We start from the raw sequence: 23,857 nt of genomic DNA, 5'->3' as shown, positions 1-23,857 counted from the left end.
CCCTCCGATCCAGCGTCCGTCAACGGAGCTTTACCATGAGCATTGCCGCGCCAATCCTGGCCTTCCTGCTGATCAGCGGGTTCGCCGCCTACCACCGCATGCGCCTGATAACCTGGGCCGTGCTGCAGGCCATCGCCCTGGCCGCCTGCTGGTGGCTGGGCGCGCACCAGACCACCACCCTGGTGATGGCGATCATCACCGCGGTAATCGCCGTGCCGCTGCTGCTGCCGTTCATCCGCAAGCCGCTGATCGTGGCCCCGCTGCTGAACGTGTTCCGCAAGATCCTGCCGCCGCTGTCGCAGACCGAGCGCATCGCCCTGGAGACCGGCTCGGTCGGCTTCGAGGGCGAGCTGTTCACCGGCGACCCGGACTGGCAGAAGCTGCTCGCCTATCCCAAGCCGCAGCTCACCGCCGAGGAGCAGGCCTTCCTCGACGGCCCGGTGGAAGAGCTGTGCAAGATGATCAACGACTGGGAACTGACCCACGTCCACGCGGACCTGCCGCCGGAGATGTGGGAGTTCATCAAGAAGAACAAGTTCTTCGGCATGATCATCCCGAAGGAGTACGGCGGCCTGGGCTTCTCCGCGCTGGCCCACCACAAGGTGATCCAGAAGATCGCCTCGATCTCCTCGGTGGTCAGCTCCACCGTCGGCGTGCCCAACTCGCTGGGCCCGGGCGAGCTGCTCAACCACTACGGCACCAAGGAGCAGAAGGATTACTACCTGCCGCGCCTGGCGGTGGGCGAGGAAGTGCCGTGCTTCGGCCTGACCGGCCCGTTCGCCGGCTCCGACGCCACCTCCATCCCCGACTACGGCATCGTCTGCAAGGACACCTGGCAGGGCCAGGAAGTGCTGGGCGTGCGCCTGACCTTCGACAAGCGCTACATCACCCTGGCCCCTGTCGCCACCCTGATCGGCCTGGCGTTCCGCATGTACGACCCGGACGGCCTGATCGGGCAGACCAAGGACATCGGCATCACCCTGGCGCTGGTGCCGCGTGACACCCCCGGGGTCGAGATCGGCCGCCGCCACTTCCCGCTGAACTCGCCGTTCCAGAACGGCCCGATCCGCGGCAAGGACGTGTTCATCCCGCTGAGCCAGCTGATCGGTGGCGCCGAGATGGCCGGCAAGGGCTGGAACATGCTCAACGAGTGCCTGGCCGTGGGCCGCTCGATCACCCTGCCGTCCACCGCCTCCGGCGGCGCCAAGTTCGGCGCCCGCGTCACCGGTGCCTACGCCCGCATCCGCAAGCAGTTCGGCCTGTCGGTCGGCCGCTTCGAGGGCGTGGAGGAAGCGCTGGCCCGCATCGGCGGCAAGGCCTACACCGTCAGCGCGCTGTCGCAGGCCACCGCCGCGGCGGTCGACCGCGGCGACGTGCCCTCGGTGCCTTCGGCGATCGCCAAGTACCACTGCACCAGCATGGGCCGCGAGGTCATCTCCGACACCATGGACGTGATCGGCGGCAAGGGCATCATCCTCGGCCCGCGCAACTTCGCCGGCCGCAACTGGCAGGCCGCCCCGATCAGCATCACGGTCGAAGGCGCCAACATCATGACCCGCAGCCTGCTGATCTTCGGCCAGGGCGCGATCCTGTGCCATCCGTGGGTCATGAAGGAGATGAAGGCCGCCCAGGAGAAGGACCGCAAGGCCGCCGTCGCCAGCTTTGACGAGAGCCTCGCCGGGCACGTCCGCTTCGGCTTCTCCAACGCGGTGCGTTCGTTCTGGCTGGGCCTGACCGGCTCGAAGTTCGGCAGCGTGCCGGGCAACGCCTACACCCGCCCGTTCTTCCGCAAGCTCGACCGCTACTCGGCCAACCTGGCGCTGATGACCGACGTGTCGATGCTGCTGTTGGGCGGCAAGCTGAAGTTCAAGGAATCCCTGTCCGGCCGCCTGGGCGACGTGCTGAGCCACCTGTACATGGCCGGCGCCGTGCTCAAGCGCTACCACGACGAGGGCACCCCGGAAGCGGACAAGCCGCTGCTGGCGTGGAGCATGTACAACAGCTTCCACGTGATCGAGAAGGCGCTGTCGGACGCGCTGCGCAACTTCCCGATCCGCCCGGTGGGCTGGCTGCTGTGGGCGCTGGTGTTCCCGCTCGGCCGCCGCGCCGAGGCCCCCGGCGACCGCCTGAACCACCGCGTGGCCTCGCTGCTGATGACCCCGAACGAGGCGCGCGACCGCCTGGGCCAGGGCGTGTTCCTGACCCCGTGCGAGAACAACCCCGGCGGCCGCATCGACAGCTACCTGGCCAAGGCCGTGCAGGCCGAGCCGGTGGAGCGCAAGTTCCTCAAGGCGCTCAAGACCAAGGGCATCGAGGCGCTGGACTTCAACGCCCAGCTCGACGAGGCCGTGGCCGAGGGCGTGATCACCGCCGAGGAGCGCAAGCTGCTGGAAGAGCTGCGCCAGATCACCCTGGACACCATCACCGTGGACGACTTCGACGTCCACGAGCTGCGCGCGGCCAGCTTCTACGACCGCTACGGCAACGACGGCCGGCCCAAGGCCGCCGCCTGACCGGCAAGGCAAGACGAGGACGGCGGGCCCTGTGCCCGCCGTCTTCGTATCCGGCATCCGCCAATGGAGGAAGCGACATGTCCCAGACCCCGCTGTTGCGCCTGTACCGGCGCATGCAGGCCTGGCCCGCCGGCCAGTGGCTGTTCTCCCGCGCCGTGTGCCTCAAGGCGCCCTACTTCGCCAGCATTGCCCCGCGCATCACCGCGCTGGAACCGGGCCGCTGCGAGGGCCGCATCCGCCACCGGCGCAAGGTCACCAACCACATCGGCACGGTGCACGCGATCGCCCTGTGCAACCTGGCCGAGCTGGTCGCCGGACTGATGACCGACGCCAGCCTGCCGCCATCCATGCGCTGGATCCCGCGCGGCATGCAGGTGGAATACCTGAAGAAGGCGGCCGGCACCATCCACGCCGTGGCCACGCTGGAAGCGCCGCTGGTCGCGGCCACGACCGGCTACGACCTGCCGGTGCGGGTCGAGGCGCGCAACAGCGCCGGCGAGGCCGTGTTCCGCGCCCGCATCAGCATGTGGGTCTCGCCGCGCCCACCGCGCTAGCCGCGTAGCCCGGGCAAGCAGAGCGCGCCCGGGGCACGCAGGTCACCGGCGCTGCGCAAGTGCTCTGGATCCCGGCGTACGCCGGGACGACGGTCGCGGACGGCGCCGGCGACGCCGCCGGCCTCATCCCCCGCGCTCGGCCGGCAGCTTGCGCTCCTCGCGCAGCAGGCGCCACGCGCCCACGGTCATGGTGCCGGCCACCAGCAGGCCCGCGCCGAACACCACGCTGGAGCCGAAGGCCGACAGCAGCTTGTGCAGCCAGACGAAGGTCAGGTCGCCGCCGCGGTAGATCACAGTGTCGATCGCCGCGCCGGCCTTGTAGCGCCACTCGCGGCCGACGCGGGTATAGATCGTCTCGCGCGCCGGCTTGGCCAGGGAGAACTCGCTGGCGCGGGTCACCACCTGCACCACCGCCACCAGCAGCGGCAGCGGCGAGGCGGCCAGCAGCGAGAAGCCGAGGATGATGGCGAAGCCGGGGATCAGCAGCGCGGGAGCGATGCCGAAGCGCGACAGGATCCGCCGGGTCAGCAGCAGCTGCACCACCAGGGTCAGGGTATTGACCGCCAGGTCCAGGGTGGCGAAGTAGTCGGCGCGCTGCTCGGCGCTGCTGAAGGCGACGCGGGCGATCGCGTTCTGCTCGTTGTACAGCAGGGTGCCCACGCCCACGCCCATGACCACCATCAGCGCCAGCCAGCGCAGCAGCGGCTCGCGCGCGATCAGCTTGAGCCCGGCCAGGACCTCGCCGCCCATCGGCTGCTCGCCGCTGGCCAGCTTGCGCGCGCGCTCGCGGCGCACGGCGTAGTGCCGCAGGCGCAACAGGCAGACCACGCACAGCGCCAGCATGACCGCCGAAACCAGCATCATGTTGGCCACCCCGAGCCGGGTCACCAGGGCCTTGGTCAGCAGCGGACCGAGGAAGGCGCCGACGGTGCCGGCCGCGCCGATGTAGCCGTAGCAGGCGCGCGCCTGGACGTTGTCGAACACGTCGGCCATGAAGCTCCAGAACACGGCCACCGCGAACAGGTTGAACACCGTGATCCAGAGGATGAAGGCCAGCCCGCGCCCGGGCATGCCGCTGTCGAACATCGCATAGAACAGCAGCAGGGTGAGGATGAAGAAGCCGTAGATGACCGGCAGGAACACCCGCCGCGGGAAGCGGCTGACCAGCCAGCCGTACACCGGCTGCAGCACCAGCATGATCAGGAACACCGAGGTGAAGATCACCTGCAGCGCGAACTCGCCCAGGGACACGCCGCGCCGGGCGAAGAACCCGATCATGGCCGTCGGGAAGATCGCCTCGATGTCGCTGGAGGCGGCCATCGCCTCGCGCACCGGGCGCAGCACGTAGTAGCCGGTGAGCAGGCAGAAGAAATACAGCAGCGACCACCACAGGGCCGGCGAATCCACCCCGAGCTGGTCCAGCACCTGCCGCAGGCCGCGGCGGCGGGTCGGAGCGTCGGTGGTTCGGGTCATGCGTCCTGGGCTGCCGGCCTGGGGGACGGCCGTAAGGCGCGCAAGTTAGCCGATGCCGGGCAATGCCGCCAGCGGCAGCCCGCTTCGCACCGGGAGAGGGAAGCGCGCCGCCTCCCGCGGAGAGGGGGATTCCGGCCCCTCCCAGGCCGGAGCCGGGTTGCGCGCCGCCGGGGCCACCGCCAGCATTCATCCACGCCACGCGGCGGAACAGGGGAACGCATGTACGACTACGTGATCATCGGCGCCGGTTCGGCCGGCTGCGTGCTGGCCGCGCGGCTGAGCGAGGACCCGGGTTGCCGGGTGCTGCTGCTGGAGGCCGGCCCGCGCGACTGGCACCCCTTCATCCACATGCCCGCCGGTCTCGGCCGGCTGGTCAACCAGCGCAGCATCAACTGGGATTACAGCACCGAGCCGGAGCCGCAGCTGCACGGACGCCGGCTGTGGTGGCCGCGTGGCAAGGTGCTGGGCGGCTGCAGCTCGATCAACGCCATGTGCTACACCCGCGGCGTGCCTGGCGACTACGACGCCTGGGCCGCGGCCGGCGCCGAGGGCTGGCACTGGGAAGCGGTACTGCCGTACTTCCTGCGCGCCGAGGGCAACGCGCGCGGTGCCGGGCCGCTGCACGGCGCCGACGGCCCGCTGGCGGTGTCCGACCTGCGCCACCGCAATCCGCTGTCGGAGGCCTTCGTCGAGGCCGGGGTGCAGGCCGGCTGGCCGCGCAACGACGATTTCAACGGCCCCTCGCAGGAAGGCTTCGGCTTCTACCAGGTCACCCAGCGCGACGGCGCGCGCTGTTCCACCGCGGCCGCCTACCTGGCCCCGGCGCGGGCGCGGCCCAACCTCGAAATCGCCACCGGCGCGCTGGTGACCCGGATCGTGGTCCGGAACGGACGCGCCTGCGCGGTCGAGTACCGGACCGGCACGCACGCGCACCGTGCCGAAGCAGGACGCGAAGTGCTGCTCAGCGCCGGCGCGGTCAACTCGCCGCAGCTGCTGATGCTGTCCGGCATCGGCCCGGCGCACGAGCTGCGCGCGCTCGGCATCCCGGTGCTGGCCGACCTGCCCGGGGTCGGCGCCAACCTGCAGGACCACCTGGACATCTGCACCCTCCACCACTGCCCGCCGGGGCTGAGCTACGACCGCGCCAGCGAGCTGAAGATCGCCTTCGACTACTTCCTGCGCGGCCGCCGCGGCGCCGGCACCAGCAACATCGCCGAGGCCGGCGGCTTCGTGCGCTCGGCGCTGGCCACCGACGCACGTCCCGACGTGCAGTTCCACTTCGTGCCGGCCATGCTCGACGACCACGGCCGCAACCGCCTGGCCGGCGACGGCCTGACCGTGCATGCCTGCTTCCTGCGTCCGCGCAGCCGCGGCCGGATCGCGTTGCGCGATGCCGATCCGCGCAGCCCGGCGAGGATCCACGCAGGCTACCTGTCCGATCCGGAAGGCTTCGACCTGAAGGTGATGGTCGAGTGCGCGAAGCTGTCGCGCCGGCTGCTGTCGCAGCCGGCGCTGGCGCGCCACCTGGGCGCCCCCATCCACCCGCAGCGCACCGACCTGTCCGATGCCGGGCTGGAGGAATTCGTGCGCGCCAAGGCCGAGACCATCTACCACCCGGCCGGCACCTGCCGCATGGGCAGCGATGCGCAGGCGGTGGTGGACCCGCAGCTGCGGGTGCGCGGCATCGACGGCCTGCGCGTGGTCGACGCGTCGGTGATGCCGGAACTGCCCGGCGGCAATACCAATGCGCCGGTGGTCATGATCGCCGAGCGCGCCGCCGACCTGCTGCGCGGCCGCGCCGCCTGAGCCTGCAACCACGCACCCCGTCGCCGGCGGCGCGGGTGCGCTTCAGCGCGACAGCAGCGCCGGCAGCGGGCAATGCAGGACCCCGCATACCGTGCGCAGCAGCTCGGCCTCGGCCACGCTGACCTTGCCGTCGTGCGAGACCGCATCGACCAGCGCTTCGACCAGCACCTGCTTGGCCGGCGGCGCCAGCGCATCCAGTGGCTCCCACACCGTGTCCAGCGCCTGCACGCCCTGCGCCGGCGGCGCGTACGGCAGGTGGTCGCGCGGCAGCACCCGCTGCAATCCGGCCAGGTAGGCGCGGCGCGCGCCCTCCGGGTCGCCCGGGTGCCCGGCCTGGGCCAGCACCGCCAGCAGGGTGGCGAACTCGCGGCGCACGCCGGGCGCCTTGTTGCGGCCGAAGCGCGCGTGGCGCGAGGGATCCAGCGCCTCGCGCACCTGCACCTGCAGCAGCCGCGACAGGCAGTACTCGAACACCGAGACCCGGCCGTCGGCGTGCACCATCGCCTCGACCGCGCCGAGGAAGGCATCCAGCTGCGGCCGCGGCTGCTGGCGCAACACCGGGAAGGCCAGCGCCGCCAGCGGCAGGCGCAGTGCCGGGTGCAGCGCCTGCAGGCGCTCCTGGCGCAGCTGGCGGGTGCGCGCGGCCACTGCCTCGCCGCAGCGCGCGGCCACCTCCTGCAGCTGGCGCGCGGCGACCGCGGCGTCCGCATCCAGCACCAGGGCCAGCAGCAACGGCATCGCCGCCTCGCGCTGGCGCGCCAGCGCCCGCAGTTCCGGATCCAGGTTCTCCACCAGCCCGTGCGCCTGGCGGTAGTCGTCCTCGGCCGGCGCCGCGACCTGCCCGGAGACCGCGGCCGGCGCCACCGCCATCCGCGCCTCGCGCGGCGGCAGCGGCGGCGGCAGGCCCGGCACCGCATCACGCGCGGCCAGCCCCAGGGCCAGGTCCTCGGCCAGGCCATCGGGCGGGGCGGCGTGCCAGCGCGCCTGCAGCTGGCGCAGCTGCTGCGGGTCGAACGACGGTTCCAGCCGGCGGATGCGTTCGACCAGGGGCGGGTGCGTGGCCATCAGCGAGGACAGCGCCATGCCCTGGCCGAACAGCATGTGCCCGATCTCCTCGGCCTCGGCGCGGTCGGCCAGGTGCGAGCCTTGGCGCAGGCCGCCGATCTTCTTCAGCGCGCCGGCCAGGCCGCTGGTCTGGCGGGTGAACTGCACCGCCGAGGCATCGGCCAGGTATTCGCGCTGGCGGCTGATGCCGGCCTTGATCAGGCGGCCGAAGAACACGCCAATGCTGCCCACCACCACCGCCACCAGCGCCGCCAGGACCAGCGGCAGCCCGTCCCGGCTGCGGCCCAGCCGCCCGTGGAACAGGATCCGCTGGCCGATCAGGGACAGCATCATGATCCCGAACAGCACGCCCACCAGGCGGATGTTCAGGCGCATGTCGCCATTGAGCACGTGGCTGAACTCGTGCGCGATCACGCCCTGCAGCTCGTCGCGGTTGAGCCGCTCCAGCGCGCCGCGGGTGACCGCGATCGCCGCGTCGGAGGGGCTGTAGCCGGCGGCGAAGGCGTTGATGCCGGTTTCCTGTTCCAGCACGAACAGGCGCGGCACCGGCACGCCGGAGGCGATGGCCACTTCCTCGACCACGTTGCGCAGCCGGCGCAGCTGCGGGTCGAGGGTGTCCTCCGGCACCCAGGTGCCGCCCATCTGCGCGGCGATGGCGGCACCGCCGCCACGCAGCGAGGCGATCCGGTACAGCGAGCCCAGCCCGATCACCGCCAGGGTGAGGACCGTGGCCGCCAGCGCGGCGCCGGTGCTGCCGGTGAACAGCAGCACCGCCGCGTCCACCGCCAGCACGATGCAGACCACGGCCAGCGCGAACAGCAGCACCAGCCGGAACGAGCCGCGGCGCGCGCGTTCCTGGTGTTCGAAGAAGTTCATCGTCGACGTTCCCTGGTCGAGGCCCGGCGCCCGCGGCGGCGTGGGCCGCCGACGGGCATGCTGCCGGGGGCGATCAGAACTGGACGCGCGGGGCCTCGCGCACCTGCGCTGCGCGGTCGGCCGGCGGCTCCAGCAGCGCGGCAGGAGCGAAGTTGAACAGCCCGGCGACCACGCTGGAGGGGAACATCTCGCGCTTGTTGTTGTAGGCCATCACCGCGTCGTTGTAGGCCTGGCGGGCAAAGGCCACGCGGTTCTCGGTCGAGGTCAGCTCCTCGGACAGCTGCATCATGTTCTGGTTGGCCTTCAGGTCCGGATAGGCCTCGGCCACCGCCATCAGCCGCCCCAGCACCCCGTTGAGCGCGCCCTGGCTGGCGGCCAGCTCGGCCATCGCCGCGGCGTCGCCCGGGTTGGCCTTGGCCGCGGCCAGGCCGGCCTGCGCTGCCGAGCGCGCGGCGATCACCGCCTCCAGGGTCTGCCGCTCATGGCTCATGTAGGCCTTGGCCGTCTCCACCAGGTTGGGGATCAGGTCGAAGCGGCGCTGCAGCTGCACGTCGATCTGGGCGAAGGCGTTCTTCCACGCGTTGCGCGCGCTCACAAGGCCGTTGTAGATGCCCACCGCCCACAGCGCCGCGACCACGACCAGGCCCAGAATTACCAGCAGGATCAACAAACTGCCCATTCATCTTCTCCTTGTTTGTGCAATCCGGAAAACCGGCGCTAGAATCGGTTGCGGCAGTAAATCACAGGTAGGAAGCGATGAGAGACGGGCGCACTTCCCGGTCCGCCAAAGCGGGCCGCGTACTCGCACCCCGGGCACTCAGGCTCGCTACCCTGGGGCTGATGCTGGGACTGGCGATCCCGTCCACCGCGCGCACCCCCACCCTGTCGGCCAACCCGCCGCCGCCGACCCAGCCGCTCCCTTACCGCGACGTCTCTACCCGCACCGTGCTGCCGCCGGCCGCGGGCTTCGACGTGGCCGTGTTCGAGGCGATGGCCGAGCAGCTGGTGGAAGGCCGGCGCGTGCCGGGGCTGGCCATGGCCGTGGTCCAGGGTGGCCGCATCCTCAGCGCGCGCGGCTACGGTGTCACCGACGTGGCCCGTCCGGAGCCGGTCGACGCCCACACCGTGTTCCGCCTGGCTTCGCTGTCCAAGGCCTTCGCCGGCACCATGGCCGGCCTGCTGGTCAACGACGGCAGCCTGCGCTGGGACAGCAAGGTGGCCGACTACGTCCCCGGCTTCCGCCTGGCCGACGAGGAATACACCCGGCGGGTCACCGTCACCGACCTGCTGAGCCACAGCGTCGGGCTGAAGGCGCACAACGCCTACGACCGCGACATCGAGGCCAATGCCGAGTACTACCAGGTCGCGCAGAAGCTGGCCGAGGCGCCGGTGCAGTGCGCGCCCGGCGAGTGCTACGCCTACCAGAACGTGGCCTTCAGCCTGGTCGGCGACGTGGTCTTCGCCGCCACAGGCAAGTTCTACGAACAGGAAGTGCAGCGGCGCATCTTCGAGCCGCTGGGCATGCGCGACGCCAGCCTGGGCCTGCCGGGCATCGAGTCCAGCCACCGCTGGGCGCGCCCGCACGTGCGCAGCCGCAACGGCTGGGTCTCGATCCGGCCCAAGCCGACCTACTACCGCCTGCCGCCTGCCGCCGGCGTCAACGCCAGTGCCAACGACATGGCGCAGTGGCTGCTGGCCCACACCGGACACCGCCCGGACGTGTTGCCGGCGCCGTTGCTGGCCACCCTGCACGCACCGGTGGTGCCGACCCCGGGCGAGCTGCGCTCCGGCTGGCGCCGCGAGCGCCTCAACTCGGCCGCCTACGCCCTGGGCTGGCGCGTGTTCGACTATGCCGGCGAGGAAGTCGTGTTCCATGCCGGCGCGGTGCAGGGCTACCGCGGCATGGTCGCGCTGCTGCCCGGGCGCGACCTGGGCGTGGCGATCCTGTGGAACAGCGAGAGCAGCCTGCCCTCCGGCCTGCTGCCGACCATCCTCGACCAGGCCATCGGCCTGCCGCCGAAGCGCTGGCTCGACGTGGACGTCGACTTCGGTTCGGACAACCTGATGGTGGACCGCGAGGCGGCCCCGCCTGCACCCGCGCGCCGCGGCACCTCCGCCGCGCGCGCCACCGCCTCGCCGCGCTGAGCGGCGCGACCACGTCGGGGCCGGCGTAGCACGGTCCCGCGGCACCTTTGAAGTGCGCTCCATGGCGGGCGACGCATAGCCCCGGACAGGCCGAAGGCGCATCCGGGATCCCCTCTGGCAGGAAGTTACGGGCCGCCCCGGTCTGCGTAGCCCGGCGGCGACTGCGCACCGCGTGGCGACGCGACGGGCTTGCGCCATTGGAGCGCGACGCCCGCGGGCCGTCGCCGCGCCCCTGCAGCCCCGGAGTGCGAGGCCCTTCTTGCCGGCTTGGCTGCCCACCAGCCCGCATGCATCGCCAGCCCCGGCTGGCCGGATGCACTCCGCTCACCCGTGCCTCGGTCGCGCGCGCGCCAGGACGTCTGCCCCGGAGGACCGGACGACCCGGATAAAAAAAACTCCCTCCCCGCTGGGCTTCGGGGAGGGAGTCATTCAGGTACTACGGTAATCGGAGGCTGATCAGATCAGCGGGGCCGGGGTGGCCGGCAGCGCAACCGGGGCCTGCTTCTTCTTGGCGGCCTTGCGGGCGGCCGGCTTCTTCGCGGCGGCCTTCTTGGTGGCCTTCTTCGCGGCCGGCTTCTTGGCGGCCTTCTTCGCAGCCGGCTTCCTGGCGGCGGTCTTCTTGGCGGCCTTCTTGACGGTCTTCTTCGCCGCGGCCTTCTTCGCGACCTTCTTGGTCGCCTTCTTGGCGGTGGCCTTCTTCGCGACCTTCTTGGTCGCCTTCTTGGCGGCGGCCTTCTTCGCGACCTTCTTGACGGCCTTCTTCGCGGTGGCCTTCTTGGCGACCTTCTTCGCAGCCGGCTTCTTGGCGGCGGTCTTCTTGGCGGTGGCCTTCTTGGCGGCGGCCTTCTTGGCGACCTTCTTCACCGCCTTCTTGGCGGCGGGTTTCTTCTTCGCAGCTTTCTTGACAGCCATGGTGTAGCTCCTCGTCAGTGATTTGCGGTTGGGTTAACGCCCAGTCGCGAAAGCCCGCCGCACGTGCAGCGGGGAACCCGTCGGCGCGCCAGGCACGTCGATACGGATACAGTTTCGCCCGCGCGATGCAGTGGCGCGGGCGGGAATCTGGGGGGGCGCTGCGTTTGCTCGGGGGAAGCGGGTCCTATCCACCTGGAGGGATTTCATGGCGGATGCCCGGGTTGTGCTTCGCGTTGTGGTGTTGATTCGACTCACTCGCTTCGGCAGGCAGCGTCTGCTGGGCGAAACCTAATCACGGTTTTTTTTACTGTCAACACCCGCGCGCGCGTTTTCTCCCGCCATCGCGCGCGGCGCGAGGCGGCATCCCGCCTCGGGCGACCACCCGCCGGTGCGGCAAGGCGCGCGCGCACATCGCGCGCCTTGCAAACCGATGCGGAAAAACAAGTGGTTTTTTGCGAGGCGCGCCTGCGCACACGCTTCCGGGCACGCGCCCGGTGCTCCCCGGGAAAGCGCGGCGCCGGCATCGCGCGCGGCGTGCATCAGGCGGTTTTTTTTTCCGCCGCAACCGATCCTTTTCGCGTCGCACAAGCCGATTTGCGCAGAACTGCGCGAGCCTTGCGCGGCGTTCGACGCGCACCGGAGCGCTGGCCGGCGCATCGCGCGCGTCGCTGCGGCCACATCGCCACCGCCCGCGCGCGCCGACCACATCCCGGAAACGACGACGCCCGCCGGAAGGCGGGCGTCGTGCGTTGCCGCGGGTCGGCGAGGACGTTCAGTCCTCTTCGCCCTCGATCAGCTCGGCATAGTCGTCCGGCGACAGCAGCTCGGCGAGCTGGTCCTCGTCCACGCCCTCGATCACGAACAGCCAGCCCTCGCCGTAGGCGTCCTCGTTGATGGCCTCCGGCTTGTCGGCCAGCGCGGTGTTGACCTCCGCCACCCGGCCGCTGACCGGGCTGTACACGTCCGAGGCGGCCTTGACCGACTCCACCACCGCCACGGCGTTGCCCGCCTCGACGCTGGCGCCGACTTCCGGCAGCTCGACGTACACCAGGTCGCCCAGCAGCGACTGCGCGTGGTCGGAAATACCCACGGTCACGCGGCCGTTGCCTTCGGCACGGGCCCACTCGTGGGACTTGAGGAATTTGAGGTCGCCGGGGATCTCGCTCATTGGGGTGGCTCCGCTCGCGCAGGGGGTGTTGGGACGGCGGCTAGTCTAAGTACGGCCCCTCGCGAGGTAAACCGTCGCCGCCGTCGCCGGATCAGGCCAGCACGCCTGGTTGCGCCTTGCCCTCGCGCACGAACGGGAATTTCACCACCCGCACCGGCACCTCGCGGCCGCGGATGTCCACCCGCACCTGGCCCGGTTCGCCGGCGGGGATGCGCGCCAGCGCGATCGCCTTGCCCAGGGTCGGGGAGAAGGTGCCGGAGAGGATCTCGCCCTCGCCGCCGGCGGCCAGCACCTTCTGGCCATGGCGTAGCACGCCGCGCTCGTCCATCACCAGGCCGACCAGCTGCCGCGGCACGCCCGCGGCCTTCTGCGCCTCCAGCGCGGCGCGGCCGATGAAGTCCCGGCCCTCGTCCAGCGCCACCGTCCAGCCCAGGCCCGACTCCCACGGCGTGGTGGATTCGTCCATGTCCTGGCCGTAGAGGTTCATGCCTGCCTCAAGGCGCAGGGTGTCGCGCGCGCCCAGGCCGGCCGGGCGCACGCCCGCCTCCAGCAGCGCGTTCCAGAACGCGACCGCCTGCCCCTCCGGCAGCACCACCTCGAAACCGTCCTCGCCGGTGTAGCCGGTGCGCGCCAGGAACAGCGGGATGCCGGAGGCCGAGGCGACCTCGATCGCGGCGAAGCGGGCCAGCGCGCCGGCGCGCGCGCGATCGGCTTCGGCAAGCAGGCCGATCACCTTGTCGCGCGCCTGCGGGCCCTGCACGGCGATGATCGCCAGCTCGGCGCGCTCGCGCACCTCCACGCCGAAGGCTTCGGCCTGCTGGCTGATCCACGCCAGGTCCTTCTCGCGGGTGGCGGCGTTGACCACCAGGCGGAAGTAATCCTCGCCCAGGTAGTAGGCGATCAGGTCGTCGATCACCCCGCCCTGCTCGTCGAGCATGCACGAGTACAGGGCCTTGCCCGTGGCCTTGAGCTTGTCCACCGAGTTGGCCAGCAGCCGGCGCAGGAACGGGCGCACCCGGGCCCCGTGCAGGTCGACCACGGTCATGTGGCTGACGTCGAACATGCCGGCGGCCTGGCGCACCAGGTGGTGCTCGTCGATCTGGGAGCCGTAGTGGATCGGCATGTCCCAGCCGCCGAAGTCGACCATCTTCGCGCCCAGGGCACGGTGGCTTTCGTTGAGTACGGTCTTGCGGGTCATGGCGCTCTCGGAGATGGAAAGGCGCCATTATCCCCTACCCCGCCGGCGCCGCGGCCGGTGCCGGGAGTCATGCCGTGCGCCGCGACGGCGCCGTGCTCAGGCTTCCTGCACCTTGAGGATGGCGCCGTCGGCGGCCACCACCCGCACCAGGGTCCCGGCCGGCAGGTCCGGGCCCTCGACGGTCCAGAACGCATCGCCGACCTTGATCCGCCCGCGGCCGGCGACGATCGCCTGCTCCAGCGGCGCGACCAGGCCGATGTTCTGCTCGGCGCGGCGGTTGAGCAGGGGCCGGTCGCTCTGCCGCCCGCGGCCGCGGAACCAGCGCCGGTAGACCTGGATCGACAGGAAGCTCAGCACCACGAACAGCGCCACCTGCGCCAGCAGCGGCAGGCCGGGCAACAGCAGGACCAGCAGCAACATCGCCGCGGCGGCAAACCCCATCCACAACAGGAAGGCGCCCGGGGCCAGGGTCTCGGCGGCGATCAGCGCCAGCGCCAGCACCGCCCAGGTGGTCACGTCCCAGCGCATGGCTCAGGCCCCCGGGCGCAGCGGCGGCGGGTTGCGGCGCGCGGCGCTGGCCTGTTGCTGGCCGGCCAGCGCCTCGCGCGCCAGCTCGGCCACGCCACCCAGCGAGCCGAGGATGCCGCTGGATTCCATCGGCATCAGCACGAACTTCTGGTTCGGCGCGGTGGCCAGCTTGGCGAAGGCCTCGACGTACTTCTGCGCGACGAAGTAGTTGATCGCCTGCACGTCGCCCTTGGCGATGGCCTCGGACACCATGGCCGTGGCCTTGGCCTCCGCCTCGGCCAGGCGCTCGCGCGCCTCGGCGTCGCGGAACGCCGCCTCCTTGCGGCCCTCGGCCTCCAGGACCGCCGCCTGCTTCTCGCCGTCGGCGCGCAGGATCTCGGCCTGGCGCAGGCCCTCGGCCTCCAGGATCTGCGCGCGCTTCTCGCGCTCGGCCTTCATCTGCCGGGCCATGGCGTCGACCAGGTCGCGCGGCGGCTGGATGTCGCGGATCTCGATGCGGGTGACCTTCACCCCCCACGGGTTGGTGGCGTGGTCGACCACGCCCAGCAGCTGGGCATTGATCGCCTCGCGCTGGCTCAGCGACTCGTCCAGGTCCATCGAGCCGATCACGGTGCGGATGTTGGTCTGCACCAGGGCGATCATCGCCACCTCCAGGTTGGCGACCTCGTAGGCGGCCTTGGCCGCGTCCAGCACCTGGAAGAACACCACCCCGTCCACCCGGACCACGGCGTTGTCCTTGGTGATGACGTCCTGGCTGGGCACGTCCAGCACCTGCTCCATCATGTTCACCTTGCGGCCGACGCCGTAGATGATCGGGATCAGGAAGTGCAGGCCCGGCTCGAGCGTGTGCGTGTAGCGGCCGAAGCGCTCGACCGTCCATTCGTAACCCTGCGGCACCATGCGCACGGTCTTGAACAACACGATGATGCCGGCCAGCGCCAGCACCGCGGCGACGAAACCCGAAGACATCCCCTTCCTCCCGTGGCCATCCAGGCCCTGATTGTCCGGTTTCCAGTATAGGCACGGCCGGGCCCGGCACCGCCGCGTCCCCTCGCGGCGCCCCCGCGTGCGACGCTTTCGCCGTCCCGGGCATCCATGAGGTCGATGAGCCACGATCTGCCGCCCGATCCACCCGCGCCCCCGGCATCCGTCCCCTGGGTGCCGGCGGCCGTCGCCGCGCCGGCGCCGGACCTGCGGGCGCAGCCGGGCGCGCCGCGCTCGGCCTTCGCCATCGCCGTGCCCGACATCCTGCTGGCGCGGGCCCGCCGCGGCGAGCCGGCGGCGTTCGAGCAGATCTACCGCTGGTTCGAGCGGCCGGTGTTCACCCTCGCCCTGCGCCTGTGCGGCGATCGCGAAGAGGCCAGCGAGGTGTTGCAGGAGACGATGCTGAAGGTGCTGCGCGGGATCGGCGACTACCGCGGCAGCGGTCCGTTCTGGGGCTGGTTGCGGCAGATCGCGATCAACGAAGCGCTGCTGCGGCTGCGCCGCGGCCGCCGCCTGGACCAGGAACTGGCGCTGGACGGCCACGACCTGGAGGACGCCGCGCCACCGCCGCCGGCGGCGGCCGATGCCGCCCTGCTGCAACGCGCGCTGGCGGCGCTGCCGGCAGCCACCCGCAGCGTGCTGTGGCTGTACCACGCCGAGGGCCACACCCACGAGGAGATCGCCGCGCTGATGCAGCGCAGCCCGAGTTTCTCCAAGTCGCAGCTGGCGCGCGGCACCCGCCGCCTGCGCGCCCTGCTGCAGGTCGAGGAGTCCCCCGCATGAACGAGCACACCCCTTCCCGCGCCACCGACAGCTGGCACGAGGCATTCGCCGCGTTGCCGCTGGAAGCCCCGCCCGCCGATGCCTGGCCGAAGCTTGCACCGCACCTGGCGCCCCCGCGGCGGCACCCGCGCCGCGCGCTGTCCTGGGCGATCGCCGCCTGCACGGCGGCATTGGCCGCGCTGCCGGCGCTGCTGCTGGTACGCCATGCAGGCCCCACGCAGGAATTCGCGACCCCAGCCGCCACCACGCGGATCCCTGCCCGCGCGGCCCAGGCCGGCGCCGTCGGCGTGCACGCCGACGCCCGCCCCGATCCGGCCGCAGCCGGTGGCGCGTCCGCCGCGGGCAGCCCCCCGGCGCATGTGGCCCTGGACCAGCTGCAGGCCGAGTCCGCCCGGCTGGAGGCGCTGCTGGCCGAACTGTCCGTCGACGGACCCGTCGATGGTGCGCAGCTGGCCCTGGTCCTGGCGCTGCAGGCGCAGGTCGGCGAGGTCGATGCCGCGCTGGCCGCCCCCGCGTTGGCGGCTGATGCGCGCGCGGAACTGTGGCAGCACAGGGTGGCGCTGCTGCGCGAACTGGCTGCCGTCGCCAGCGACCAGCGCTGGGATGCGCTGTTTGCCGATGCCTCCTCCCGCTACGCCCTGGTCCAGGTCTACTGACCGGGCGCCATCGTCTTCCACCGGAGAACGATCATGAGTCCTGCCTGCATCCGCACGACCCGGCGCGCCACGCCGTGGCTGCTGGTCTGTGCCTGCCTGCTGGCCCTGCCGGCCCAGGCCGCCGCCGACGCGAACAAGAAGGAAGCCGGGACCGCCGCCGGCGCCGAGGCGGCGCGCGCCGCGGCCGACCTTGCGAAGGCGCGCGCCGACCTGGCCGAAGCCGCCCGCCGGGTTGCCGAGCTGTCGCGCACCCAGGCCGGCGGAGCCGTGGCCTCGCTGCGCAGCGCCCAGGCGCGCCCGCGCCTGGGCGTATTGCTGGGCGAAGATCCGCAGGCCGGGGTGCGCATCGTCGGCGTGACCCCGGGCAGCGGCGCCGAGAAGGCCGGCCTGCGCAGCGGCGACCGCCTGCTGCGCATCCGCGGCAAGGCCATCGCCGGCGGCACCGGGCAGGCGCGGGTCGAGGCCGCGCGCCAGGCACTGGCGCAGCTGCAGGCCGGCGGCAAGGTGCAGCTGACTTACCAGCGCGACGGCCGCGAACACACGGTCGAGGTCGCGCCCGAGGCGCTGCCGGTAAGGGTAATCGCGCACCGCATCTCCGGCGACGGCGCGCTCGGCGAAGACCTGGCCCCGCTGCGCGACCTGGCCCCGGAACTGCGCCGGGAGGTGCTGCACCTGGCGCGCGGCGCCTGCGCCGACGGCGAGGAGTGCAGCGCGCCGCTGCTCGGCGAGGCGCTGCGCTGGAACGGCCTGCACCTGGTCGCGCTCGATGCCCAGCTCGGACGCTACTTCGGCACCGATCGCGGCGTGCTGGTGCTGTCCCAGGGTGCGCTGCCCGGGCTGCAGGCCGGCGACGTGATCCAGCAGGTGGAAGGCGTGGCGGTGGCCACGCCGGCCGAGGCCATGCGCCGGATGGCGCAGAAGAAGCCCGGTGAACAGGCGCGGGTGACGGTGCTGCGCGAGCGCAGCGCGCGCCAGCTGCAGGTGACCGTGCCCGAGCCGCTGCGCGCGCTGGATTTCGTGCCTGCGCCGCCGGCTCCGCCCGCGCGGCCCGCGCATCCGGACATGCCGCCGCCGCCCGCGCCGCCGCGCCCGCCGACCGCGCAGCTGCAACCGCCGGCGTCGGTGCCGCTGCTGGTCTGAGCCTGGCGCGCCGCGGCCACGGCGCCCGGCGCGGGGGAGGGAGGACGCCGGGGCCGGGGCCGCAGGCGTTACTTGGTGAGGATCAGCTTGTCGTTGCTGGTGTGGCGCAGGCGATACACGCGGTCGCCGTGGCGGATCAGGATCTCGCGGCGGCCGCGCAGCAGCTGCTCGCTGCTCAGGGCCTCGGCATCGATGGAAACGCTGGCGCCGTCCGGGGTGCTGCGGACGGCGGACGAAGGCAGGCTCAGGCGATGCACGTTCATTGCGGACTCCAGCGGGGGGACGGGAAGGTTCCAGCCCCGCCAATGATAATAATTCGCATTTGCGTGTCAACGCCTCAGCGGGTGGTGACCACCTCCAGCCGCTGCCACGCCTGCTCGTCGTGGCGCTGCGCCACGTCCAGCGCGGTGAGGTTCTGCAGCAGCTGCTCCACCCGGCTGGCGCCGAGGATCACGCTGCTGACATGCGGATTGCGCAGGCACCAGGCGATGGCCAGCGGCGCCGGCGCCTCGCCGAGCCGGGCCGCCGCCTCGACGAAGGCTTGCGCGCGCTCCAGCCGGCGCTCCTGCGGGTCGCCCAGCACCAGCGGCTGCAGCCAGCCGGCATCGGCCTGGGCCAGCCTGCCCTCCCCGGCCAGGCCGTTGGCGTACTTGCCGGTCAGCAGGCCCGAGGCCAGCGGCGACCAGGTAGTGGTGCCCAGGCCCAGCTCCGAATAGAGCGGTGCGTACTCCAGCTCCACCCGCTGCCGGTGCAGCAGGTTGTACTGCGGCTGCTCAACCACCGGCGCGGCCATGTGCTCGCTGCGCGCGAAGCGTGCCGCCTCGCGGATCAGCGCTTCCGGCCATTCCGAGGTGCCCCAGTACATGACCTTGCCCTGGCGCACCAGCATGTCCATCGCCGCGACCGTCTCCTCCACCGGCGTGTCCGGATCCGGGCGGTGGCAGTAATAAAGGTCCAGGTAGTCCACCCGCAGCCGCTTCAGCGCGGCGTGGCAGGCATCGACCACGTGCTTGCGCGACAGCCCGCGCTGGGTCGGGCGCGGCGCTTCGGCGGCGCCGAAGAACACCTTGCTGGAAACGCAGAAGCCGTCGCGCGGCAGGCGCAGGTCGGCGATCACGTCGCCCATCACCCGCTCGGCCTCGCCGTTGGCATAGGCCTCGGCGTTGTCGAAGAAGTTGATGCCGTGGTCCCAGGCCGCGGCCACCAGTTCGCGGGCCTGGCCGCGGCCGACCTGGCGGCCGAAGGTCATCCAGGCGCCAAAGGAAAGCGCGGACAGCTGCAGGCCGGTGGCGCCAAGGCGGCGGTATTGCATCGGAGTCACTCCTGTGGATCACGGATGCGGCAGTGTAGGCGCGTCCGCCGCGGGGCCGCGCAACAAGGCGCCCGGCGATCGTCGCAACACCCCTGCGACGCCTTTGGCGACGGGCCCTGGCGTGCTCCATACATACGCGCAGGGGGCCGACCTGCTACGCTTTCGCACATCCTTAACATTCGCGGAACCCTCATGATCGAGGCAATCGGACGGATCGGCTTCGGCCTGTTCGGACTGGCCGTGCTGATCGGCATCGTCTGGCTGTTCTCCAACAACCGCCGCGCGGTGGACTGGAAGCTGGTCGGCACCGGCGTGGTGCTGCAGATCGCCTTCGCGGCGCTGGTGCTGCTGGTGCCGGGCGGGCGCGAGGTGTTCGACGCCATGAGCCACGGCTTCGTGCGCGTGCTCGGCTTCGTCGGCGAGGGCTCCAACTTCATCTTCGGCAGCCTGATGGACACCTCGACGGTGGGCTTCATCTTCGCCTTCCAGGTGCTGCCGACCATCATCTTCTTCTCGGCCCTGATGGGCGTGCTCTACCACCTGGGCGTGATGCAGGCGGTGGTGCGGGCCATGGCCTGGGCGATCACCAAGGTCATGCGCGTGTCCGGCGCCGAGACCACCAGCGTCTGCGCCAGCGTGTTCATCGGCCAGACCGAGGCGCCGCTGACCGTGCGCCCGTACATCCCGAAGATGACCCAGTCCGAGCTGCTGACCATGATGATCGGCGGCATGGCCCATATCGCCGGCGGCGTGCTGGCGGCCTACGTGGGCATGCTCGGCGGCGGCGACCCGGAGCAGCAGGTGTTCTACGCCAAGCACCTGCTGGCGGCGAGCATCATGGCCGCCCCGGCCACCCTGGTGATCGCCAAGATCCTGGTGCCGGAAACCGCCGAGCCGCTGACCCGCGGCACGGTCAAGATGGAAGTGGAGAAGACCACCGCCAACGTGATCGACGCGGCCGCCGCCGGCGCCGGCGACGGCCTGCGCCTGGCACTGAACATCGGCGCGATGCTGCTGGCCTTCATCGCCCTGATCGCCCTGGTCAACGCCCCGCTGACCTGGCTGGGCGAGGTCACCGGCATCGCCTCGGCGATCGGCAAGCCGACCAGCCTGTCCACCATCCTCGGCTACCTGCTGGCGCCGATCGCCTGGGTGATCGGCACGCCGTGGGCCGACGCCACCACCGTCGGCTCGCTGATCGGACAGAAGGTCGTGATCAACGAGTTCGTGGCCTACACCGAGCTGTCGCAGATCGTGAACGGCCAGGTGCCGGGCCAGGTGCTCAGCCGCGAGGGCGCGCTGATCGCGACCTACGCGCTGTGCGGCTTCGCCAACTTCAGCTCGATCGCGATCCAGATCGGCGGCATCGGCGGCCTGGCCCCGGAGCGCCGCCAGGACCTGGCGCGCTTCGGCCTGCGCGCGGTGCTGGGCGGCTCCATCGCCACCTTCATGACCGCCACCATCGCCGGTGTACTGTCGCACTTCGGCTGACCGCCGGCCGGCGGCCGCGCGCCCCCGCGCCCGGCCTGGCCATTCCCCCCGTAGTCCAGACGCAGCAGAGGCTCCATGAATCCGGTCATCGTCGTCGGCTCCTTCAACGTCGACCATGTCTGGCGTTGCAACGAACTCCCCGCCACCGGCGCGACCATTGCCGGCCAGTACATGACCGGCCCCGGCGGCAAGGGCTTCAACCAGGCCGTGGCCTCCGCCCGCGCCGGCACGCCGACCACCTTCATCTGCGCCCTCGGCGAGGACGCCGGCGGCGCGCTGGCGCGCGAACTGGCCGCGGCCGACGGCATCGACCTGCGCGCCGAGTCCAGCAGCGAGCCCACCGGCACCGCGGGCATCTACGTCGACGCCCGCGGCCGCAACACCATCGTCATCGGCGCCGGCGCCAACGGCGTGCTGGGCGTGGCCCACGTCACCGCCGACCCGGCGCTGGCGCGCGCGGCCGGCGTGCTGCTGGCCCAGCTGGAATCACCGGTGGATGCAATCGAGGCGGCGCTGGCCATGGCCCGCGAGGCCGGCACCACCACCGTGCTCAACCCGGCGCCGGCCAACGCGCAGGCCAGCATGGGCCTGCTGCGCCTGGCCGACGTGCTGACCCCGAACGAGACCGAATTCGCCGCCCTGCTCGCGCGCCAGGTCGGCGAGCGGGTGGAGCCGGACGCGGTGGCCGCGCTGGATGGCGCGCGCCTGCACGCGCTGTGCCGCAAGCTGCTGCCGCACGGCACCGTGGTGGTGACCATGGGCTCGGTGGGCGTGTTCGTCTCGCATGCCGAGGAGCAGTTGCGCGGTGATGCCCAGCCCTACTACCGGATCGGCGCCGAGAGCGTGGCCGCCAGCGATACCACCGGTGCCGGCGACGCCTTCAACGGCGCCCTGGCCGCCTCGCTGGCGCGTGCCCCGGAGCAGGCCTTCGCCACCCACGTGCGCTACGCCAACCGCTTCGCCGCGCTGTCCACCGAGCGCCCCGGCGCGGCCGCTTCGATGCCGCGCCACGACGAGGTGCTGGCCCGCTTCCCGGGCTGAGGCGGCGGCGATGCGGATCGGTCCCTACGCGATCGAGCCGAGGGTGGTGCTGGCGCCGATGGCCGGCGTCACCGACAAGCCGTTCCGGCTGCTGTGCAAGCAGCTGGGCGCGGGCCTGGCGGTGTCGGAGATGACCATCTCCGACCCGCGCTTCTGGAACACCCCCAAGTCGTTGCGGCGCATGGACCACGCCGGCGAGCCGGATCCGGTCAGCGTGCAGATCGCCGGCACCGAGCCGCGGCAGCTGGCCGAAGCGGCGCGCTACAACGTCGACCAGGGCGCGCAGATCATCGACATCAACATGGGCTGCCCGGCCAAGAAGGTGTGCAATGCCTGGGCCGGCTCGGCGCTGATGCGCGACGAGGCGCTGGTGGCGCGCATCCTCGAGGCGGTGGTGGCGGCGGTCGAGGTGCCGGTCACGCTCAAGATCCGCACCGGCTGGTGCGCCGAGGTGCGCAACGCGCCGGCCATCGCCCGCATCGCCGAGGACGCCGGGATCTCCGCGCTGGCGATCCACGGCCGCACCCGCAACCAGCACTACACCGGGCAGGCGGAGTACGACACCATCGCCGAGGTGAAGTCGCGCCTGCGCATCCCGGTGGTGGCCAACGGCGACATCGACTCGCCGGCCAAGGCCGCCTTCGTGCTCGCCTACACCGGCGCCGACGCGGTCATGGTTGGCCGTGCCGCGCAGGGCCGGCCGTGGATCTTCCGCCAGATCGCCCATTACCTGGCCACCGGCGAGGAGCTGCCAGAGCCGGCCGTGGCCGAGGTGCGCGACATCCTGCTTGGCCACCTGCAGGCGCTGCACGCGTTCTACGGCGAGGAACAGGGCGTGCGCATCGCCCGCAAGCACCTGGGCTGGTACGCGAAGGACCGCCCGGAGAACGCCGCCTTCCGCGCCGTGGTCAACCGCGCCCAGACCGCCGCCGAGCAGCTGGCCCTGACCCGCGACTACTTCGACGCGCTGGAAGCCGGCGTGGCGTTCGCCCTGCCCGAGGTGGCCTGAGCGCGTAGCGACGGCAGCGCTGAAGCGTGGCTGTTGCGACCGGGGCGATGTGTCGTGATCCCGCCCCCTCCCGCGCCCCCTCCCACGGGGAGAGGGAAACTGCGCAATCCCGAATCACGAATCACGAATCAAGAAACCCCAATCACTCCGGCGCCTCCCAGATCCGCCGCCACATCGGCCCCAGGCGCCGGCGCGCTTCCCAGGGCAGGCGCAGTTGCTGCGGCCGGATCGCCTGCCAGCGGCCGTCGGGACCGCGCTGGGCCACCACGAACACGAAGCTGTAGTCCGGTTCGGCGCCCATGCGCAGGTCGGACAGTTCCAGGCGGCCGTCGCGCTCGCGCGCCTTCATGAAGCCGTGGTTGAACCAGGCCAGGCGCTGCACCGCCGGGATCTGCGCGGCCTCGGCCAGGGCCTGGGTATTGGACGGATGGCCGCGGAACGCGATCGGGCCCTGGTCGGCCACCAGCGAGTGCTCGCCCTCGACGAAGCCGCTGGGCGTCATCGCCACCACCCGCCACAGCAGGGTGTTGAACGGCATCGGCACCGAGAAGCGCGGCGCATCGCCCAGGCCCATGGCCGCCAGGGTGCGCTGGGCCTGGCGCTCGACCATGGCCTTGGCCGCCAGCGACCAGCCAAGGTAGGCGCTGCTGAGGACCAGGCCGGCCACCAGCGCGCGCTGCGCCAGCGGCCGCTCCCGCGCCCACCAGGCGACCCCGCAGCCCAGCAGCAGCCACACCGTGTACAGCGGATCGATGATGAACACGCTGGACCACATCACCGGCGGCACCGGCAGCGGCCACCACAGCTGGGTGCCGTAGACGGTGAACGCGTCCAGCAGCGGATGCGTCACCAGCGCCAGCTGGATCGCCCAGAACCAGCGCGCCGGCGCCTGCGCCACCCGCCCACGCCCGTACCGCCGGAACAGCCACCACAGCAGCCAGCCCAGCAGCGGCAGCACGAACAGCGAATGGCTGAAGCTGCGGTGCGCGGTCATCAGCACCACCGGATCGTCGCTGGCCAGCATGATCGGCAGCGAATCCAGGTCCGGCAGGGTGCCGAGGGCGGCGCCGGCCAGCAGCGCGGCGCGGCGGTGGCGGGCGGGGGCGATGGCGGCGGCGACGGCGCCGCCGAGGACGATCTGGGTCAGCGAATCCATGGCCCGGATGCTAGCAGCCGGCCTTCACGCCGGCCCGCGGCGGGGCC

21 protein-coding genes are annotated in these 23,857 nt (G+C 71.8%); 10 read left to right on the top strand and 11 right to left on the bottom strand.

Annotated features, from left to right (window positions below):
• Positions 1 to 35: 35 nt before the first annotated feature.
• Together PSEJ31_RS0102980 and PSEJ31_RS0102975 are read left to right on the top strand one after the other, a co-directional pair.
• Entirely contained in the window at positions 36 to 2,513 is a 2,478-nt protein-coding gene (locus tag PSEJ31_RS0102980) for an acyl-CoA dehydrogenase (RefSeq protein WP_028914608.1), read from the top strand.
• A gap of 77 nt (positions 2,514 to 2,590) precedes the next feature.
• On the top strand, positions 2,591 to 3,067 hold the full coding sequence (locus tag PSEJ31_RS0102975; protein WP_028914607.1) for a hotdog fold domain-containing protein: 477 nt from the start codon (positions 2,591 to 2,593) through the stop codon (positions 3,065 to 3,067).
• A gap of 123 nt (positions 3,068 to 3,190) precedes the next feature.
• On the opposite strand, the gene PSEJ31_RS0102970 is transcribed toward PSEJ31_RS0102975, so the two are convergent.
• Entirely contained in the window at positions 3,191 to 4,540 is a 1,350-nt protein-coding gene (locus tag PSEJ31_RS0102970; RefSeq protein WP_037034295.1) for an MFS transporter, read from the bottom strand.
• A 219-nt stretch (positions 4,541 to 4,759) separates the two neighbouring features.
• Between PSEJ31_RS0102970 and PSEJ31_RS0102965 the strand changes: the two genes are divergently transcribed.
• A complete protein-coding gene (locus PSEJ31_RS0102965; protein ID WP_028914605.1) occupies positions 4,760 to 6,346 on the top strand; it encodes a choline dehydrogenase in 1,587 nt (528 codons plus the stop codon).
• A 42-nt stretch (positions 6,347 to 6,388) separates the two neighbouring features.
• Here PSEJ31_RS0102965 and PSEJ31_RS0102960 read toward each other — a convergent pair whose 3' ends face one another.
• Both PSEJ31_RS0102960 and PSEJ31_RS0102955 read right to left on the bottom strand, forming a co-directional pair.
• On the bottom strand, positions 6,389 to 8,287 hold the full coding sequence (locus PSEJ31_RS0102960) for a M48 family metallopeptidase (RefSeq protein WP_028914604.1): 1,899 nt from the start codon (positions 8,285 to 8,287) through the stop codon (positions 6,389 to 6,391).
• Between the two features lie 73 nt (positions 8,288 to 8,360).
• Positions 8,361 to 8,966 (bottom strand): LemA family protein, encoded by a 606-nt coding sequence (locus PSEJ31_RS0102955; RefSeq protein WP_026010270.1) that lies wholly within the window; start codon positions 8,964 to 8,966, stop codon positions 8,361 to 8,363.
• Positions 8,967 to 9,127: 161 nt separating this feature from the next.
• Here PSEJ31_RS0102955 and PSEJ31_RS0102950 point away from each other — a divergent pair, with 161 nt between their 5' ends.
• Positions 9,128 to 10,432 (top strand): serine hydrolase domain-containing protein, encoded by a 1,305-nt coding sequence (locus tag PSEJ31_RS0102950; RefSeq protein ID WP_019397513.1) that lies wholly within the window; start codon positions 9,128 to 9,130, stop codon positions 10,430 to 10,432.
• A 456-nt stretch (positions 10,433 to 10,888) separates the two neighbouring features.
• Here PSEJ31_RS0102950 and PSEJ31_RS0102945 read toward each other — a convergent pair whose 3' ends face one another.
• The 5 genes from PSEJ31_RS0102945 to PSEJ31_RS0102925 form a co-directional block, all read right to left on the bottom strand.
• A complete protein-coding gene (locus PSEJ31_RS0102945) occupies positions 10,889 to 11,344 on the bottom strand; it encodes a histone H1-like repetitive region-containing protein (protein WP_028914603.1) in 456 nt (151 codons plus the stop codon).
• Positions 11,345 to 12,116: 772 nt separating this feature from the next.
• Positions 12,117 to 12,512, bottom strand: coding sequence for a glycine cleavage system protein GcvH (gene gcvH, locus PSEJ31_RS0102940; protein WP_019397515.1), 396 nt, complete (start codon positions 12,510 to 12,512; stop codon positions 12,117 to 12,119).
• 91 nt (positions 12,513 to 12,603) lie between these two features.
• Complete coding sequence (gene gcvT, locus PSEJ31_RS0102935; protein ID WP_028914602.1) at positions 12,604 to 13,710, bottom strand: glycine cleavage system aminomethyltransferase GcvT; 1,107 nt, start codon at positions 13,708 to 13,710, stop codon at positions 12,604 to 12,606.
• Positions 13,711 to 13,806: 96 nt separating this feature from the next.
• Positions 13,807 to 14,238, bottom strand: coding sequence for an NfeD family protein (locus PSEJ31_RS0102930; protein WP_019397517.1), 432 nt, complete (start codon positions 14,236 to 14,238; stop codon positions 13,807 to 13,809).
• A gap of 3 nt (positions 14,239 to 14,241) precedes the next feature.
• Entirely contained in the window at positions 14,242 to 15,207 is a 966-nt protein-coding gene (locus PSEJ31_RS0102925) for an SPFH domain-containing protein (RefSeq protein WP_028914601.1), read from the bottom strand.
• Between the two features lie 135 nt (positions 15,208 to 15,342).
• Here PSEJ31_RS0102925 and PSEJ31_RS0102920 point away from each other — a divergent pair, with 135 nt between their 5' ends.
• The 3 genes from PSEJ31_RS0102920 to PSEJ31_RS0102910 are packed head-to-tail and all read left to right on the top strand — an operon-like array spanning position 15,343 to position 17,801.
• The gene (locus tag PSEJ31_RS0102920) at positions 15,343 to 16,005 is read left to right on the top strand and encodes a sigma-70 family RNA polymerase sigma factor (protein WP_026010271.1); all 663 of its coding nucleotides are present in this window, start codon (positions 15,343 to 15,345) and stop codon (positions 16,003 to 16,005) included.
• Positions 16,002 to 16,661 (top strand): hypothetical protein, encoded by a 660-nt coding sequence (locus PSEJ31_RS0102915; protein WP_028914600.1) that lies wholly within the window; start codon positions 16,002 to 16,004, stop codon positions 16,659 to 16,661. Before PSEJ31_RS0102920 ends, PSEJ31_RS0102915 begins: the two co-directional genes overlap by 4 nt.
• 33 nt (positions 16,662 to 16,694) lie before the next feature.
• On the top strand, positions 16,695 to 17,801 hold the full coding sequence (locus PSEJ31_RS0102910) for a PDZ domain-containing protein (protein ID WP_028914599.1): 1,107 nt from the start codon (positions 16,695 to 16,697) through the stop codon (positions 17,799 to 17,801).
• 68 nt (positions 17,802 to 17,869) lie between these two features.
• On the opposite strand, the gene PSEJ31_RS0102905 is transcribed toward PSEJ31_RS0102910, so the two are convergent.
• Positions 17,870 to 18,064: a hemin uptake protein HemP gene (locus PSEJ31_RS0102905; RefSeq protein ID WP_028914598.1), complete on the bottom strand. Its 195-nt coding sequence runs from the start codon at positions 18,062 to 18,064 to the stop codon at positions 17,870 to 17,872.
• A gap of 74 nt (positions 18,065 to 18,138) precedes the next feature.
• Positions 18,139 to 19,113, bottom strand: a complete 975-nt coding sequence (locus PSEJ31_RS0102900) for an aldo/keto reductase (protein WP_028914597.1) — start codon at positions 19,111 to 19,113, stop codon at positions 18,139 to 18,141.
• A 192-nt stretch (positions 19,114 to 19,305) separates the two neighbouring features.
• Here PSEJ31_RS0102900 and PSEJ31_RS0102895 point away from each other — a divergent pair, with 192 nt between their 5' ends.
• From PSEJ31_RS0102895 to dusB, 3 genes are all read left to right on the top strand, one after another.
• Positions 19,306 to 20,604, top strand: a complete 1,299-nt coding sequence (locus PSEJ31_RS0102895) for a nucleoside transporter C-terminal domain-containing protein (protein ID WP_019397443.1) — start codon at positions 19,306 to 19,308, stop codon at positions 20,602 to 20,604.
• A 75-nt stretch (positions 20,605 to 20,679) separates the two neighbouring features.
• Positions 20,680 to 21,645, top strand: coding sequence for a ribokinase (locus tag PSEJ31_RS0102890; RefSeq protein WP_028914596.1), 966 nt, complete (start codon positions 20,680 to 20,682; stop codon positions 21,643 to 21,645).
• A gap of 10 nt (positions 21,646 to 21,655) precedes the next feature.
• Entirely contained in the window at positions 21,656 to 22,654 is a 999-nt protein-coding gene (gene dusB, locus PSEJ31_RS0102885) for a tRNA dihydrouridine synthase DusB (RefSeq protein ID WP_028914595.1), read from the top strand.
• Positions 22,655 to 22,796: 142 nt separating this feature from the next.
• Here dusB and PSEJ31_RS0102880 read toward each other — a convergent pair whose 3' ends face one another.
• Positions 22,797 to 23,810 (bottom strand): metal-dependent hydrolase, encoded by a 1,014-nt coding sequence (locus tag PSEJ31_RS0102880; RefSeq protein WP_028914594.1) that lies wholly within the window; start codon positions 23,808 to 23,810, stop codon positions 22,797 to 22,799.
• Positions 23,811 to 23,857: the final 47 nt, after the last annotated feature.

Source organism: Pseudoxanthomonas sp. J31 (assembly GCF_000510725.1).
GTDB lineage: Bacteria > Pseudomonadota > Gammaproteobacteria > Xanthomonadales > Xanthomonadaceae > Pseudoxanthomonas.
Note: the sequence above shows the minus strand (reverse complement) of the source record. Positions and strands in the feature narration are given on the sequence as shown.